The organism is uncultured Sphingomonas sp. (assembly GCF_964235535.1).
Taxonomy (GTDB): Bacteria; Pseudomonadota; Alphaproteobacteria; order Sphingomonadales; family Sphingomonadaceae; genus Sphingomonas.
Genome location: NZ_CAXSBH010000011.1, coordinates 44,261 through 60,012 on the forward strand (window position 1 = coordinate 44,261; position 15,752 = coordinate 60,012).

16 protein-coding genes and 1 tRNA gene are annotated in these 15,752 nt (G+C 68.4%); 1 reads left to right on the forward strand and 16 read right to left on the reverse strand.

Translation table 11 applies throughout. The features are described from left to right. Positions 1-12: 12 nt before the first annotated feature. Genes ACFE7F_RS05615 through ACFE7F_RS05630 form a run of 4 tightly spaced genes read right to left on the reverse strand, consistent with a single transcriptional unit; the run spans position 13 to position 3,869 of the window. A complete protein-coding gene (locus ACFE7F_RS05615) occupies positions 13-996 on the reverse strand; it encodes an AAA family ATPase (protein WP_375402862.1) in 984 nt (327 codons plus the stop codon). Beyond that, positions 993-1,616 (reverse strand): dTMP kinase, encoded by a 624-nt coding sequence (gene tmk, locus ACFE7F_RS05620; RefSeq protein WP_375402863.1) that lies wholly within the window; start codon positions 1,614-1,616, stop codon positions 993-995. The genes ACFE7F_RS05615 and tmk overlap by 4 nt, the downstream gene beginning before the upstream one ends. Further along, positions 1,613-2,788 carry a D-alanyl-D-alanine carboxypeptidase family protein gene (locus ACFE7F_RS05625; RefSeq protein ID WP_375402864.1) on the reverse strand — a complete coding sequence of 392 codons (1,176 nt, stop codon included), beginning with the start codon at positions 2,786-2,788 and terminating at the stop codon, positions 1,613-1,615. Before ACFE7F_RS05625 ends, tmk begins: the two co-directional genes overlap by 4 nt. A 31-nt stretch (positions 2,789-2,819) precedes the next feature. Then, on the reverse strand, positions 2,820-3,869 hold the full coding sequence (locus tag ACFE7F_RS05630) for a lytic transglycosylase domain-containing protein (RefSeq protein WP_375402865.1): 1,050 nt from the start codon (positions 3,867-3,869) through the stop codon (positions 2,820-2,822). 95 nt (positions 3,870-3,964) lie between these two features. Between ACFE7F_RS05630 and ACFE7F_RS05635 the strand changes: the two genes are divergently transcribed. Further along, a tRNA-Ser gene (locus ACFE7F_RS05635) sits at positions 3,965-4,051 on the forward strand. A gap of 14 nt (positions 4,052-4,065) precedes the next feature. On the opposite strand, the gene rpmE is transcribed toward ACFE7F_RS05635, so the two are convergent. From rpmE to rpsB, 12 genes are all read right to left on the reverse strand, one after another. Next, entirely contained in the window at positions 4,066-4,293 is a 228-nt protein-coding gene (gene rpmE / locus ACFE7F_RS05640; RefSeq protein WP_375402866.1) for a 50S ribosomal protein L31, read from the reverse strand. Between the two features lie 109 nt (positions 4,294-4,402). After that, positions 4,403-4,882 carry a 3-hydroxyacyl-ACP dehydratase FabZ gene (fabZ, locus tag ACFE7F_RS05645; protein ID WP_375402867.1) on the reverse strand — a complete coding sequence of 160 codons (480 nt, stop codon included), beginning with the start codon at positions 4,880-4,882 and terminating at the stop codon, positions 4,403-4,405. After that, the gene (locus tag ACFE7F_RS05650) at positions 4,879-5,544 is read right to left on the reverse strand and encodes an OmpH family outer membrane protein (protein ID WP_375402868.1); all 666 of its coding nucleotides are present in this window, start codon (positions 5,542-5,544) and stop codon (positions 4,879-4,881) included. Before ACFE7F_RS05650 ends, fabZ begins: the two co-directional genes overlap by 4 nt. After that, complete coding sequence (gene bamA, locus ACFE7F_RS05655; RefSeq protein WP_375402869.1) at positions 5,544-8,291, reverse strand: outer membrane protein assembly factor BamA; 2,748 nt, start codon at positions 8,289-8,291, stop codon at positions 5,544-5,546. Before bamA ends, ACFE7F_RS05650 begins: the two co-directional genes overlap by 1 nt. Positions 8,292-8,373: 82 nt before the next feature. Next, on the reverse strand, positions 8,374-9,507 hold the full coding sequence (rseP, locus tag ACFE7F_RS05660; protein ID WP_375402870.1) for an RIP metalloprotease RseP: 1,134 nt from the start codon (positions 9,505-9,507) through the stop codon (positions 8,374-8,376). Beyond that, a complete protein-coding gene (gene dxr, locus ACFE7F_RS05665) occupies positions 9,504-10,661 on the reverse strand; it encodes a 1-deoxy-D-xylulose-5-phosphate reductoisomerase (RefSeq protein WP_375402871.1) in 1,158 nt (385 codons plus the stop codon). Before dxr ends, rseP begins: the two co-directional genes overlap by 4 nt. Beyond that, on the reverse strand, positions 10,658-11,413 hold the full coding sequence (locus ACFE7F_RS05670; protein ID WP_375402890.1) for a phosphatidate cytidylyltransferase: 756 nt from the start codon (positions 11,411-11,413) through the stop codon (positions 10,658-10,660). Before ACFE7F_RS05670 ends, dxr begins: the two co-directional genes overlap by 4 nt. A gap of 47 nt (positions 11,414-11,460) precedes the next feature. Next, positions 11,461-12,216, reverse strand: a complete 756-nt coding sequence (locus tag ACFE7F_RS05675; protein ID WP_375402872.1) for an isoprenyl transferase — start codon at positions 12,214-12,216, stop codon at positions 11,461-11,463. Next, positions 12,213-12,770 (reverse strand): ribosome recycling factor, encoded by a 558-nt coding sequence (frr, locus tag ACFE7F_RS05680; protein WP_375402873.1) that lies wholly within the window; start codon positions 12,768-12,770, stop codon positions 12,213-12,215. Before frr ends, ACFE7F_RS05675 begins: the two co-directional genes overlap by 4 nt. After that, positions 12,757-13,494, reverse strand: a complete 738-nt coding sequence (pyrH, locus tag ACFE7F_RS05685) for a UMP kinase (protein ID WP_375402874.1) — start codon at positions 13,492-13,494, stop codon at positions 12,757-12,759. Before pyrH ends, frr begins: the two co-directional genes overlap by 14 nt. 282 nt (positions 13,495-13,776) lie before the next feature. Then, entirely contained in the window at positions 13,777-14,730 is a 954-nt protein-coding gene (gene tsf, locus ACFE7F_RS05690; RefSeq protein WP_375402875.1) for a translation elongation factor Ts, read from the reverse strand. A gap of 90 nt (positions 14,731-14,820) precedes the next feature. Next, positions 14,821-15,666, reverse strand: a complete 846-nt coding sequence (gene rpsB, locus ACFE7F_RS05695) for a 30S ribosomal protein S2 (RefSeq protein ID WP_375402876.1) — start codon at positions 15,664-15,666, stop codon at positions 14,821-14,823. Between the last annotated feature and the right edge of the window lie 86 nt (positions 15,667-15,752).

Consider the following 15,752-nt stretch of genomic DNA (forward strand, 5'->3'; position numbering starts at 1 on the left):
TAGAGCATCGGGTCAGGCCCGTGAAGCCAACCGCGCCACGATGCCCGCCATCTCGAACACGGTCACCTGCGGATCAAGGGACAGCCCCGTCGCCGCCCCCGCCAAGTCGCGCGCGTCGCGATGTGCGTCGAGCGCGAGATTAAGGTCGGCCCCGGTCCGGCTCCGTGCCTCGGCGGCGATCGCGGCAGGCGCGCGTTCGAGGAAGGCTTCATAACGCGGCTGGGCCGCCTTGGCGGACAAGGACTGGGCCAGTTTGACGCGCTCGGCGTTGGCCGGGTCGCCCGACCGGATCAGACGCCCGATCGCCTCGTCGAGCGCCGCGATCTCGAGACCGGCAAATTGGAGCGCACGTCCCGGTGACCCCTCGCCCGCTTCGATCGCGCCGCGTAGATCGACTTCATCCGCTTCCGGCAACGTGACCGTAAGCACCTGCCGCATCTCCTCACGGCTCAGGTCGCCGAAGCACAGCTGCCGACAACGCGATCGGATGGTCGGCAGAAGGCGGCCCGGTGCATGGCTGACGAGCAGGAAGATCGTACCGGCGGGTGGCTCCTCCAAGTTCTTGAGCAACGCGTTGGCCCCGCCACGCTCGAGATCGTCGATAGCGTCGATGATCACCACGCGCCTGGGTCCGAGCGAAGGCGAGGTCGCGAACATGGGCTGGAGCGAGCGGACCTGGTCGATGGTGATCGACCGCGCGATCGTATCTTGGCCGGTGTCGGAGACCTTGGTCAGGCGGCTCAGTATGCGCAGATCGGGATGCGAGCCCGCCTCGATCAGGCGACGCGTGGGATGATCGTCGGGGGTGTCGAGACCGGCCGCGAGCGGCGGTTCCCCGCCCGCCTCGGCCAGCATGCGCGCTGCCGCCATCCGCGCGAAGCGGGCCTTACCGACGCCCTCCGGGCCGGCGAGCAGCCAGGCGTGATGAAGCGATCCGCTCCGCAGCGCGCCCAGGAACGCCGCCTGCGCCGCCGCGTGCCCCACGACCGCCGTCATGGCAGCAGATCGGCCAGTTCCGCCATGATGGCGGCCGCGACCCGTTCCGGCCCGTCGGTCGCGACGATGCGGCGGACCCTAGCGGGTTCGCGCGCGGCGAGGCGATCGAACGCGGTGACCACACGCTCGTGAAAAGAGACATCCCGACTCACGAAGCGATCGGCATCCGTCCCGTCCCGCTCGGTCGCGCGCCTCACCCCTTGCTCGGGCGGGAGCGCCAGAAGCAGCGTGCGGTCGGGAAGCAGGCCGTGCGAGCCGAAATCGTGGAGCGCGAGGATGTCGGCGTCGGCGATCCCGCTCGCGCCCTGATAAGCGCGGGTAGAATCCACGAAGCGGTCGCAGACCACCCACGCACCCGCCGCCAGCTCGGGTTCGATCACCTTTGCGACGTGATCGGCGCGGGCGGCGGCGAAGAGCAGCGTTTCGGCACGCGCGCTCCAGCGGTCCTGGTCGCCCTGCATGAGCAGAGTCCGCACCATTTCCGCGCCCTCACTGCCCCCGGGCTCGCGGGTCAGGACAACGCGCAGGCCCCTCGCCTCCAACGCAGCCGCGAGGAGGCGCGACTGTGTCGACTTACCAGCCCCTTCCCCGCCCTCGAGTGTGATGAAGCGGCCCCTCACCCGAGGAGGGAGGTCAGGCCCACCCAGGCGCGGCCGAAGAAACCGGCCTCACCCACGTCGTTCTCCGCCACGAGCGGCAGGCGCTGCGCAGGCATGTCGGGCGAGCTCACCAACAGGTCGGCAATGTGCTGTCCGGCCTTGATCGGCGCCTTGACCGGGCCGGCATAGACGACCTTGGCCGCGATTTCCGGCGCGGCTCCGGCGGGGAGCGTCACGGTCAGGTTGCGGGGCGCGACCAGGCCCACCTCGCTCGCATCGCCGAGTTGAACGTCGGCGGTCTGGACGCGGCGACCCTTGGCGACGACCGGCTTGGCCTGCCACGCCCGGTAGCCCCAATCCATGAAGCGGACCGACTCCTCCGCGCGCTGGCCCGAGCTGGTCAGCCCGGCCATCACCATCACCAACCGGCGACCGCTCTGGTCGGCCGAGCCGGTGAAGCCGTAGCCCGCCTCCTCGGTATGGCCGGTCTTGAGCCCGTCGGCGCCGGCGACGCGGCCGAGCAGCGGGTCGCGGTTGCCCTGCGTGATCGCGTTGCCGCCCATCGTCTGGCCCCAGGTGAAGTCGCGCCGGGAATAGAACTGTTTGTAGAGCTTGGGATGGTCGCGGATCGTGGCGTTCGCCAGCTTGGCCAGGTCGCGCGCGGTGACGTAGGTGACGCCATTGTCCGGCCAGCCGTTCGAGGTGCCGAAATTGCTGCCCGCGAGCCCGAGCTGTTTGGCGGCGCGGTTCATCCGCTCGGTGAAGGCCTGCTCGGAGCCGGAGATGCCCTCGGCCAGCACGACGCAGGCGTCGTTCCCCGACAGGACGACGATGCCGTATAGGAGGTTCGCGAGGCTGACGCTCTCGTTCGCGGACAGGAACATGGTGGAGCCGGCGGCGGGGCCGTGCCACCGACGCCAGGTTTCGGGCCGGACGGTGAAGCGCTGGTCGAGCTTCAGCTCCCCCTTCCTGATCAGGTCGAAGGCGACATAGACCGTCATCATCTTGGCCATCGAGGCGGGCGGCATGCGGCGATCCGCGTCGCGCTCGAACAGGACCGCGCCCGAGGACAGGTCCTCGAGATAGGCGACGGGCGCGGGCGTCTGGAACTGAGGAGCGGCCGCGGCGGTCGGGTAGGCGAGCGCGCCGAGGGTCACCGGAGCGATCAGGGGAGCAAGGGCGAGGATCTTCATGGGCGGCGGTCCGGGAACGAGGTGGATCGGGTCACTGGCGGCCGATCGCGTCGGCGAGCAACCCGACCGAGAGCGCGTAGTGATTGGAGCAGTTATAGTCGAGGATGACGCGGTAGTTGCCGGTCAGGAGGTAGGCGGTCCCGCCCTGCCCGTCCGGCTCGACGAGCGTGGCCTGGATGTCGTCCGCTGGCCAGGCCGCACCTTGCGTGGCCAATCCGAGGGCGCGCCACTCGGCGACCGAGCGCCAGCCGCTATGCCGCTCGAACACGCGGGGACAGCGCGGCGAGACGAGGCGGTTGCGGGTGCCCTCGCGGCTGAAGGTCGCGGGGACCGACACGGCGAGACCCCAGGGCTGGCCGGGACGCCAGCCGGCGTCGACGAAATAGTTGGCGATGGAGGCGAGCGTGTCGGCGGGGCTGGCCCAGATGTCGGCGCGGCCGTCGCCGTCGCCGTCCTTGGCCAGGCGGAGATAGACCGACGGCAGGAACTGGGGGTTGCCGGTGGCCCCCGCCCAGCTGCCGAGCAGCTGGTCGCGGCGGACCCCGCGATCGATCATCTTGAGCGCGGCGATCAGCTCGCCCTCGAACAGCGCGCGGCGGCGGCCTTCATAGCCCAGGCTGGCGAGGCTGCGGACGAGATCGAAATCGCCGGTGTAGCTGCCGTAGTTGGTCTCGTGACCCCAGATCGCCATCATGACGGGGCCGGGGACGCCGGTGTCGCGGGCGATGCGGTCGAGGCGTCCGCGCTGCGCGGCGTAGTTGGTGCGGCCGCGGCCGATGCGGGCGGCATCGACATGGGTGGCGCGGTAGGGGGCGAAGCGCGACGGCGGGCCGCCGGGGCTCGCGCCGGGCTGGGCGCGGTCGAGCTCGACGACGCGGGTGTTGAGCGTCAGGCCGGGGAGAGCGGACCGGACCGTCTCCGGACGGACGCCCTGCGCGACCGCACGCTCGCCGACCTGACGCAGATAGGTTTGGAAGCCGCCCTCGTCCTGCGCGCGGACCGGGCCCGCGCTCAAGGCGAGGGGAAGGCCGGCCCAGGCTAGGCGCCGCAATGATCTACGCACTTGGTCGGGTTCCCACATCGCGGACAGCATGGCATGGGCCGTCGGCCTCGTGAACCCGGCTTCGTCGCGGCGCTTGCACCCGCCGTCGCTCGCGCTAGGAGCGGGGCGGCTTCGGAGCGGTGGCCGAGTGGTCTATGGCAGCGGTCTTGAAAACCGCCGTGGGTTCACGCCCACCGTGGGTTCGAATCCCACCCGCTCCGCCGACCGCCCGACCTTATCGCTTGAGCGTGAGCCCGCCGAACCGCTTGTTGAAGCGGGCGACCTGGCCGCCGGCGTCGAGCATCGTGCCGCGGCCGCCGGTCCAGGCGGGGTGCGCGAGCGGGTCGATGTCGAGCGTCATCGTGTCGCCCTCCTTGCCCCAGGTGGAGCGGGTCTCGAACACGGTACCATCGGTCATCTGGACCTTGATGGTGTGGTAATCGGGGTGGGTATCTTTCTTCATGGTATTCGCTTTCCGTGAGGGCTGATCCGACCAGCCGCAAGAGCACGGGCCCTTATGGGAGGGGTGTCCCGAAGTCAAAACGGGAAAAGAAGGTAACGCCGGGTAACGCTCAGACCGTAGTCGGCGCGTCGGCGATCATGGCGGTAAATCCGGCTTCCGCAACGGTTTGGCCGTCGATCTTAGCGCGGCCGGCGAACTTACACACCTTGGCGCGTTTTTGGATGAATTTGGCTTCGAGATGCAGGAGGACGCCGGGCTCGACGGGCTTGCGGAACTTCGCGCCCTCGATCGCCATGAAATAGACGAGCTTGCCCGTGCCCGCGAGGCCGAGCGACTCCACCGCTAGGACGCCCGCGGCCTGGGCGAGCGCCTCGACGATGAGGACGCCGGGCATGATCGGGCGACCCGGGAAGTGACCCTGGAAGAACGGCTCGCTCATCGAGACCGCCTTGACCGCGACGATCGACCGGTCGGGGATGAGTTCCACGACGCGGTCGACCAGCAGCATGGGGTAGCGGTGCGGGATCGCCGCCATCACCCGCGCGATATCGAGCGGGTAGCCGGCGACCCCTGCGGTTTCGTCGCTCACCGGCCTTGAGGGCGGCGGGCCGGGGTCGTGGGAGCGGGTACGGCCGGACGAGCGCCGCCGGCGGCGGGTGCGGCGCCCTGCTGGCCGGGTTGCCAGCCCGGGGGCGGCGTGATGCCGACGGTGGGGACGAGCCGGTCGAGCTCGGTCGTGATCGCGGGCGTGATGTCGGCGGTCGGCTGCGAGAAGAGCGCGGCGGCGGGGCGGAGCAGCAGCGTGACGTTGCGAGCGCGCACAGCCGCTTGCACCGCGTCATTGAGACGACGTGAGATCTGTTCGAGGGCATAGGCCTGCGCGCGCTGGGCGGGTTCGGTCAGGCGACCGAGCTCCTGGTTGGCGGCGGCCTCGCGCGTCTGGAGCGCCTGGGCCTGGGGGCGCAGGCTCGCCTCGCTGGCGCCGGGCTGACGCGCGGCGGTCTGATAGGCGGTGACGAGCGGCTGGAGCTCGGCGGTGACGGCGCGGCGGCGTGCGTCGGCGGCGTCGAGCTGCGTCTTGTAGGTGGTCTGGATCTGGCCGCGCGCGGCGGTCCAGGCGCGCGAGGCGGCGACGGCTGCCTCCGGATCGGCGACGGCGATGCCGGACACCTGAGCTTGGGCCTGGGTCGTGGCGACGACGCCCGGGACCGCCAAGGCGACCGCGAGCAGAAGATGTTTGGTGCTGGTCATTAGAACTGAGTTCCTACGTTGAAGGTGATGAGTTTGTCGTCGTCGCCCTGCTGCTTGAGCAGCGCCCGCGCGATGTCGATGCGCAAGGGGCCGAACGGCGAGTTCCAATTAACGCCGAACCCGACAGAGAGGCGCGGCTTGGCGGAGTTGCCGAGGAAGCGTTCGATGAACGGGTTTTGCGAGTCGGTCGAACGCGTATTAGGTGTCGCTCCGATGCACGCTCCGGTCGCGTCGGGAATACCTGTCGCGCAGATCGTTTCGGCTTGCTGGGTGGACCCGGGGACCGTGTAGAGAAACAGCGGCTGCCCCGCCGCGTTGTTACGGTCGACGACAAGCGCACCGGTATAGCTTTGGCCGGTGGTAGGATCAATAATCGTCGGGAACACCGCCGTCGGCAACGGACGCGTCACCTTGAACAGGCTGCCCGCCTGGACATAAATCGACGGACGAAGGCCGAGTTCGCGCGCGCCCGAGCCGAGCGGAATCTCGAGTTCGGCGCGACCGAGATAATAGGCGCGGCCGCCGAGCGCGTCGTCGGTAATCTGGTCGCGGCTCTCCAACAGCACCTGGCCGGGTGAGGCGGTGTCGAAGAAGACGCGCTGGATGCGCGGGCCGACGCCGCGGATGTTGAAGCCGCGGAACTGCGGCTCGCCCAGATAGAAGCGGTCGACGATACGGACCTTGTCGATGCCGGGACCACGGCTGTCCTCGAGCGAATGGATATAGCCGCCCTCGCCGAGCAGCGAGAAGATGAAGCCGCTGCCGACATTGAAGTATTTGGAGCCACGCACCGTGCCGCGAAGATACTTCACGTCGCCGCCAAGGCCGGCAAAGTCGCCGCTGATCGTCAGATTCTGACCCGAAGTCGGACGCAGCCGGCTGTTGAGACTGTCATAGCTGAGCGAGAAGCCGACCGACGAGTTGAGACGGTTGCCGAGCTGATCGCACAGATAGCGGCCGACGCGGAAGGCGTCGCACGTGCCGTTGGTCAGGAGCGAGCTGTCGAGATCGACCTCTTCGTAAGACAGACCGTAGCGCGCGGAGAGCGACCAATATTCGGTGAGCGGCACGCCCGAACGGATCTGGAAGCCGGTCGATACCTGATCGTAGAGCGTCTGCCGTTCGTTGTTGACGAAGTTGAACGAATTGTAGTCGCGGCGGAACACGTCGACGCCCACCGCGATATTCTTGTCGAACAAATAGGGTTCGGTGAAGCCGAGCTCGACCGATCGCGAGTAGGTCGAGTAGTTGACGCCCGCACGCAGCTCCTGACCTTTGCCGCGAAAATTGCGCTGGGTGATGTTCGCCTGGACGATGAAGCGTTCAAGCGAGGAGAAACCCGCCGAAAGCTGAAGCTCGCCGGTCGACTTCTCCTCGACGGTGGTCTCCAGCACGACGCGGTCGGGGCTGGAGCCCGGCGTCTGCTTGATCTCCAGCTTGTCCTGAAAGTAGCCGAGCGAATTCAGGCGGTCCTGCGAACGTTTTACCTGGAAGCTGTTGAACGCGTCACCCTCGTTCAGCCGGATCTCGCGGCGGATGACCTTGTCCTGCGTTTGCGTATTGCCGTTGACCTCGATCCGCTCGACATAGGTACGCTGCGCCTGGGCGATGTTGAACGTCATCGTCATGGTCAGCGTTTCGCGGTCGCGCTGGAACTCCGGGTTCACCTCGGTAAAGGCATAACCGAACAGGCCGGCGGACTGGCTGAGCTGGTCGATCGAGTCCTCGACGAGCTTGGCGTTGTAGAAGTCGCCCTTCTTCATAGGTAGCGAGCGGGCCAGCGCCTCGTTGTTGAAGTCGCGGATGTCGCTGTCGACCGTGACGTCGCCGAACTTGTAGCGCGGCCCCTCCTCGACGACGTAGGTGATGATGAAGTCCTGCTTGTCGGGCGTCAGCTCGGCGACGGCGGACGTGACGCGGAAGTCGGCGTAGCCCTCGGACAGGTAGAATTGGCGCAGTTTCTGCTGGTCGTAGGCGAGGCGGTCCTGGTCGTAACTGGTGTTGGACGAGAAGAAGCGGAACAGGCGCGACTGCTTGGTCGCCATCTGGCCGCGCAGGTCGTCGTCGGAGAACTTCTCGTTGCCGATGACGTTGATCTGGCGGACCTTCGACTTCGGACCCTCCGCGACCTCGAACACGACGTCGACGCGGTTCTGGTCGAGCGCGACCATCTTGGGTTCGACGGTCGCGCCGAAGCGGCCCTGGCGGCGATACAGCTCGACGATGCGCGCGACATCGGCGCGGACGGCGGTGCGGGAGAAGACCTGGCGCGGCGCGAGCTTGATCTCCTTGGTGATCTTGTCGGATTTCAGGCGCTTGTTGCCTTCGACTATCACGCGGTTGATAATCGGGTTTTCGCGGACGCGGATGGTCAGGTCGCCGGTCTCGACGCCCGCGATCGTCACGTCGGCGAATAGGTCGGACTCGAGCAGGTCGCTGATCGCCTGGTCGACAGTCTCGTTGGTGTAGGGCTGGCCGGCGCGCAGTTTGGTGTAGGAAAGCGCGGTCTCGGGCTCGATGCGCTGCGATCCCTCGACGCGGAGCGTGCGGATAAGGCGCTGGCCGGTGGTGGAAGCCTGCGGCGTAGCGCCAGGCTGGGCCACGGGGGGCTGGGACACTGAGGGCGGCGGTGCGGCCGGACCCTGAGCGGCGGGTGCCGTCGCGGTCTGCGCGAATACAGGCGCGCCGGACAGGATGGTGCTCGCGAGAAGGATCGCGCCCGCGCGTTTACTTTTAGTACCGTTCAACGTCACTCACCCACCCCGACCACCTGCTTGTGGAACCCCCGTTCCGCGCCCTGCCCCACATTAGTTAACCGATCAACCGGCGTCAGCCGATCAGCCCGGCCAGGTTCCGCCATAAGCCGAACGCGCCCAGATCGTTGAACGTCACCAGCAGCATCAGCGCGAGCAGCGCCATGAGGCCGCCGCGGAACGCCCATTCCTGCACCCGTGGCTCGATCGGGCGGCGGCGAACTGCCTCGATCGCGTAGAAGAACAGGTGCCCCCCGTCGAGCATCGGAACTGGCAGAAGGTTGATGAACCCGAGATTGATGGAGACGAGCGCGAGGAGGAACACGAACGCGCCCACGCCCAGCGACATCTGCTCGCCCGAGACCTTGGCGATCTGGAGCGGGCCGCCAAGCTCGGCAACCGAACGGCGGCCGGTGATCACCTGGCCTAGCGTCTCCACCATCAGCGTAACGATGTCGCCGGTGCGGCGGACGGCGATAACGGGTGCTTTGAGGAGCGACACAGGCTCGATCACCGGCGCGGTGGCGCCGACGCCGAGGCGGCCGAAGCGGTATTCGTTGCCGAAGCGGTCGCGCTCGCGGCGGGAGCCGATCACCACGTCCGCCGATCGGGGTGCGCCGCTCCGGACATATTCGACGCGGACGCGCTCGCCCGCGCGGATCTTGACGATGCCAACCATATCCTCGAACGTGTCGACCTCGCGACCCGCGAGCCGGACGACGCGGTCGCCGGTGCGCAGGCCCGCGACGGCGGCCGCGCTGCCGGGCTCGACGATGCCGACCGCGGGCGGGGTGCGCGGGTCGCCATAGGCGAGCGCGAAGCCGCCCAGGATCAGGATGGCGACCAGGAAGTTGACCGCGGGGCCGGCGGCAACGACGATCGCGCGCTGCCAGACGGGCTTGGCCTGGAAGGTGCGGGCGCGCTGTTCGGCGGGGAGCGAAAGCCAGGCCGCGTCGGCCTGGCTGGCGGGGTTCATGTCGCCCGCGAACTTGACGTAACCGCCCAAGGGCAGCCAGCCGAATTTCCAGCGGGTGCCGCGCTTGTCGGTGAACCCGGCGACCTCGCGGCCGAAGCCGATCGCGAACGCCTCCGAGTGGATGCCGAACACGCGGCCGGCGAGATAATGGCCCATCTCGTGAACGAAGACGAGCGGGCCGATAACGAGCATGAAGGCCAGTATCGTCAGGAGGATGCCGGGAGTTTCGATCAAGCCGTCAGATCCTTGCACAACGCCGCCGCGATCGCCCTCGCCTCCCCGTCGACGGCGAGCACCGCTTCGAGGGTGGTCGGCGACGGCGGATCGTAGCGTTCAAGCGTGTCGGCTACGACCGCCGCGATTTCCAGGAACTGAACGCGTCGGTCAAGAAACGCGGCGACCGCTATCTCGTTGGCGGCGTTGAGGATCGCCGGACGCGCGCCGCCCGCGTCCAGGGCCTCGCGCGCCAGGCGGAGTGCGGGAAAACGGACGGGGTCGGGTGCTTCGAAGTCGAGGCGGCCGAGCTTGACGAAATCGAGCGGCTCCATGGGCGTGGGCATCCGGTCGGGCCAGGCCAGACAGTGCGCGATCGGCGTACGCATGTCGGAAGGCCCGAGCTGGGCGAGCATAGAGCCGTCGACGTAATCGACCATGCCGTGGACGATCGATTGCGGATGGACGACGATCTCGATCCGCTCGGGGGCGACCGGGAACAACCGGGCGGCCTCAATGAGTTCGAGGCCTTTGTTCATTATGGTTGCACTGTCGACCGAGATCTTCGCGCCCATCGCCCAGGTGGGATGCGCGACCGCCTGTTCGGGGGTGACGCGGGCCATGTCGGCGAGGCTCCGGGTGCGGAACGGGCCGCCGCTCGCCGTCAGGACGATGCGGCGGACGCGGTCGGGACGCTGGAAGTCGAAGCACTGGAAGATCGCGTTGTGCTCGGAGTCGGCGGGGAGCAAAGTCGCGCCGCTCGCGCGGGCGGCGGCGAGGATGACCTCGCCCGCGGACACCAGCGGTTCCTTGTTGGCGAGGACGACCGTACCGCCCGCGGCGACGGCGGCCATGACCGGTTCCAGCCCCGCGCAGCCGACGATCGCGGCCATCGTCCAGTCCGCCCCGAGCGCGGCGGCCTCGCTGACGGCCTTCGGCCCGCCGGTCGCGCCGATGTCCGTGCCGCGGAGCGCCTCGCGGAGTGCGGGGAGGCAAGTCTCGTCGGCGACGACGGCGAGCTCGGCACGCGTGCGGATCGCCGCGGCGGCAAGGCCGGCCACGTCGCAGTTGGCGGTGAGCGCGCGGACACGGAAGCGCTCGGGCTCGCACTCGATCAGGTCGAGCGTCGACGCGCCGACGGAGCCGGTCGCGCCGAGGATGCTGACGGTCCTCACGGCAAGATGGTGGGCAGGAAGGCGAGCAGCGCGGCGACGGGCGCTACCGGCACCAAGCCGTCGAGGCGATCGAGGACGCCGCCGTGCCCGGGTAGGAGGTGGCCGCTGTCCTTGACCCCGGCGCGGCGTTTGAGCGTGCTTTCATAGAGGTCGCCAAGCTGCGCCAGCACGGCAAGTAGCGGCGTAGCTGCGGCCAGGCGGAACGGCAGGCCGGCCTGGGTGTGGAGGACGGCCGCGAGCACGGTGGCGAGCAGGACGCCACCGATGAGGCCGGCCCAGGTCTTGGACGGGCTGATCCGGGGTGCGAGCTTGGGGCCGCCGATCGAGCGACCGGCGAAATAGCCGCCGATGTCGGTCGCCCAGACGAGCGACAGCGTCCAGAGCGCGAGCGTGAGCCCCGCCTCCTCGCGGCGCAGGATCACGAGCGCGAGCACCGGGAGGCCGCAATAGACCACGCCGCCGGCCAGGCGCGGGCGATGGGTGACGATCGCGGTGAAGAACGCCGCGCCGACGAGCAGGCCGAGCGTGAAGAAATAGCGGCTTTCCAGGATCAGCGACGCCGGGGCCATGAGCGCGAGCGGGACCGAGAGCGCGAACTGCGCGATGCGCTTCTCTCGCGGGCTCGCGCCGACGAGGTCGGCCCATTCGGAGAGCATCAGCAGCGACGCGACGACCGCGAGCAGCCAGAACAGCAGCCCGCCCTGGAGAAGGCCGACGAGCGCCACGGCGATCATGGCGATGCTGGCGATCATGCGCAGGCGCAGGTTCGACGGCGTGCGCAGCTTCTCGTCGGGGGCGGTCACAGGCCGCCGAAACGGCGCTGGCGCAGGCCGAACGCGGCGACCGCGTCGGCCAGCGCAGCCTCGGTGAAGTCGGGCCAGAGCGTGTCGACGAACAGCAGCTCGGCGTAGGCCGCCTGCCATAGCAGGAAGTTGGACAGCCGCTGCTCGCCCGAGGTGCGGATCAGCAGGTCGAGCGGCGGCAGGTCGTGCGTGTCGAGCTCGCGGTCGATCAGGTCCGGGCTGATGGCGGCGGGGTCGAGTTCGCCGGCGAGCGCGCGCTCGGCCAGGCGGCGGGCGACGGCCGCGAGTTCGCCTTGCGCGCCGTAATTGAGCGCGATCGCGAGTAGCGGGCCGGTGTTGGCGGCGGTGCGCGCGACGGCGTCGTCGACCATCGCCACCAGATCGGGCGCGAAGCGGCGATAGTCGCCGATGATGCGCAACCGGACGTTCTCGCTCGCCAGCTCGTCCAGGTCGGAGCGGATAAATCGGCGGAGCAGGCCCATCAGGTCGCCGATCTCCTCGGCGGGGCGGCGCCAGTTCTCCGAGGAGAAGGCGTAGAGGGTCAGTGCCTCGATCCCCATCGCGCGGGCGGCGCGCGACACGCGGCGCACCGCCTCGACGCCCGCGCGGTGGCCGGCGAGGCGGGGGAGGAAGCGCTTCTTGGCCCAGCGGCCGTTGCCATCCATGATGATGGCGACGTGGCGCGGCACGACGCCCGCTCCCGTTCCCGGATGAGCGAGGTGATCGACGGCCTTGGCGGCCACCGGGATCACTTGCCCAGGATCTCCTTCTCCTTGGACGCGGCGGCGGAGTCGATGTCGGCGATGGTGCCATCGGTCAGCTTCTGCACCTCGACCTCGAAGCGCTTGCGCTCGTCCTCGCCGAACACGCCCTTCTTCTCGTCGGTCTTGAGGCTGTCCATGCCGTCGCGCCGCACGTTGCGCGCGGCGATGCGAGCCTTCTCGGCATATTGGTTGGCGAGCTTGGCAAGTTCCTTGCGGCGCTCCTCGGTCAGGTCGGGGATCGGCAGGCGGAGCGTCTGGCCGTCGACGATGGGGTTCAGGCCCAGGCCCGCCGAGCGTATCGCCTTGTCGACCGGGCCGACATTGGTCTTATCCCAGACCTGCACCGACAGCATCCGCGGCTCGGGCACCGACACGGTCGCGACCTGGTTGAGCGGCATCATAGAGCCGTAGACGGTGACGTTCACCGGATCGAGGAGCGAGGTCGAGGCGCGGCCGGTGCGCAGGCCCACCAGATCCTGCTTGAGCGCCTCGACGGCTCCGGCCATGCGCCGCTCGAGATCGGCCTTTTCAAACGCCGGCATCGGCCTGTTCCTTTTGTACGATGGTGGAGACGCCGTGCCCAGCCAGCACGGCGGCGAAGTTGCCGTGCTCGCGGATGTTGAACACGACGATGGGTATGTCGTTGTCGCGGCACAACGCGATCGCGCTGGCGTCCATGACCTTTAGGTCGTCGGACAGCACGCGCGAGTAAGTGACTGTTTCATAGCGCTTGGCGGTCGCGACCTTCTTGGGGTCGGCGTCGTACACGCCGTCGACGCTCGTGCCCTTGAACAGGGCGTCGCACTTCATCTCGGCGGCGCGAAGTGCGGCGCCGCTGTCGGTGGTGAAGAACGGGCTGCCGACGCCCGCCGCGAAGATGACCACGCGACCCTTCTCCAGATGACGCTCTGCGCGGCGGCGGATGAAGGGCTCGCAGACGCTGGCCATCGGGATGGCGGACTGGACGCGCGTTTCGACGCCGATCTGCTCCAGTGCGTTCTGGACGGCGAGCGCGTTCATCACGGTCGCGAGCATGCCCATATAGTCGGCGGTCGCGCGCTCGATGCCCTTGGCGGCGGCGGACAGGCCGCGGAAGATGTTACCCCCGCCAACGACGACGCACAGCTCGAAGCCTTGCGCACGGACGTCGGCGATCTCGCTCGCGACGCGCGCGGTGGTCGCGGGGTCGATGGCGAGCCCGGCCTCCCCCATCAGGACCTCGCCCGACAATTTTAGAAGGATGCGTTTGAAGCGCAGGTGCGGCATGGGAACTCGGGTAATCGGAAAAAATGGGTGGCACTCAGCTTAGGCGGGGGGTGCGTAAGGGGCAACCATGTTGGGCGATGGTGCTGACCACCTTCCCGTCATGCCGGACCTGATCCGGTATCCCGCTTCCTACGTATCGACGTGGGAAGGTAGCGGGACCCCGGATCAAGTCCGGGGTGACGGGATGTGGGGAAGCCGGTTTCAAAGCGGTTCGGAACTGCCCTCACCCTTCCGCCGCTGCGCGGCTCCCTCCCTCTCCCGGGGGGAGAGGGAGAGGCGGGGTTATGCGGTTGGTTCGGGCTCGCGGTTCTGGGGTACGCCCGAGGCGGCGGCGACTTCGGCGGCAAAGTCGGACTGCTCTCGCGCGATGCCCTCACCCAGCTGGAAGCGGACGTAATCCTTAAGCACGATCGTGGCTCCGGCGTCCTTGCCGGCCTTGGCGACGACGTCGGAAATCTTCGTCTTGCCGTCCATGACGAACAATTGGCTGACGAGTGCGTGCTCCTTGCGGAACTTGGCAATCGAGCCTTCCACCATCTTGGCGACGATGTCGGCGGGCTTGCCGCTCTCCGCCGCCTTTTCGGCCGCGATCGCGCGCTCGCGCTCGATCAGCTCGGGATCGAGATCGGCCTCGTTCAACGCCTGCGGGAAGGCGGCGGCGATGTGCATCGCGACCTGCTTGCCGAGCGCCTGGAGCGCGGCGTCAGGCGCGTCGGACTCGAGCGCGACGAGGACGCCGATCTTGCCGATGCCGGGCGCCGCGGCGTTGTGGACGTATGGCACGACCGCGCCCTTAGCGACCTCGAGCCGCTTCACGCGGCGGAGCGACTGGTTCTCGCCGATGGTGGCGATGTTGTTGGTCAGCGTGTCGGCGACCGTGGTGCCCGACGGCATCGCCGCCGCCTTGATCGCGTCCACGTCGGCCACGCCGCCCAGCGCGATATGCGTGACCTCGCGCACGAAGTTCTGGAACTGCTCGTTCTTGGCGACGAAGTCGGTCTCGGAGTTGACCTCGACCGCCGCGCCGACAGTGCCGGACACGGCGACGCCGACCAGGCCCTCGGCCGCGGTGCGGCTGGACTTCTTCTGCGCGGCGGCGAGGCCCTTAGTGCGCAGCCAGTCCATCGCGCCGTCCATATCGCCCGAGGTCTCGCTCAGTGCCTTCTTGCAGTCCATCATGCCCGCGCCGCTCTTCTCGCGCAGGTCCTTGACCATCGCTGCCGTGATATCGGCCATGTTCGTCGTCCTTCTATTCTGAATGTGGTCGCGGGCGAGGCGAGGCTTGTATGCCCTGCCCCGCCCGCGTGACGTGTTCGAGACAGGAGTTCAGGCGTCGACGGGACGCTCGCGATCCTGCGCCATCGCCGGCTCGGCGGGCGCCTCGACATCGCCTGCCACCGCGGGCGCGACCTCGGGCTGCGCGTTCAGCGCCTCCTCGGCGGGCGGCTCGGCCATCGCGCCGAAATCGACGCCGCGGCGCTGCTGGCTCTCCGCGCCGCCACGGGTGGCGGCGATGGCGATCGCCTCGCAGTACAAACGGATCGCCCGGCTGGCGTCGTCGTTGGCGGGGACCGGAAAGGCGATGCCGTCGGGCGAGACGTTCGAATCGAGGATCGCGACGACCGGGATGCCCAGCGTGTTGGCTTCCTTGATCGCGAGCTCCTCCTTGTTCGCGTCGATCACGAACATGACGTCGGGGACGCCGCCCATGTCGCGGATGCCGCCGAGCGACAGCTCGAGCTTGTCGCGCTCGCGGGTGAGCTGGAGCACCTCCTTCTTGGTCAGGCCGACTGTGTCGCCCGACAGCTGCTCATCGAGCGCCTTCATGCGCTTGATCGAGCCGGAAATGGTCTTCCAATTGGTAAGCATGCCGCCGAGCCAACGGTGGTTGACGAAATGCTGATTGGAGCGACGTGCGCTATCCGCGACCGGCTCCTGCGCCTGGCGCTTGGTACCGACGAACAGCACCTTGCCGCCGCCCGCGACGGTGGTCGATACGAATTCGAGCGCGCGCGCAAGGAGCGGCACAGTCTGGCTGAGGTCGAGGATGTGGACACCGTTGCGATCGCCAAAGATGAAAGGCTTCATCTTGGGATTCCAGCGGTGGGTCTGGTGGCCGAAATGCGCGCCGGTTTCGATAAGCTGCTGCAGCGTGACGACGGGTGCCGCCATAGGGATAACTCCTTCCGGTTAAGCCTCTGGAAAGCGGATGACGGATCGACCCAAGGGCCGGTCCGCACCGGGCTATGGTGCTTTCC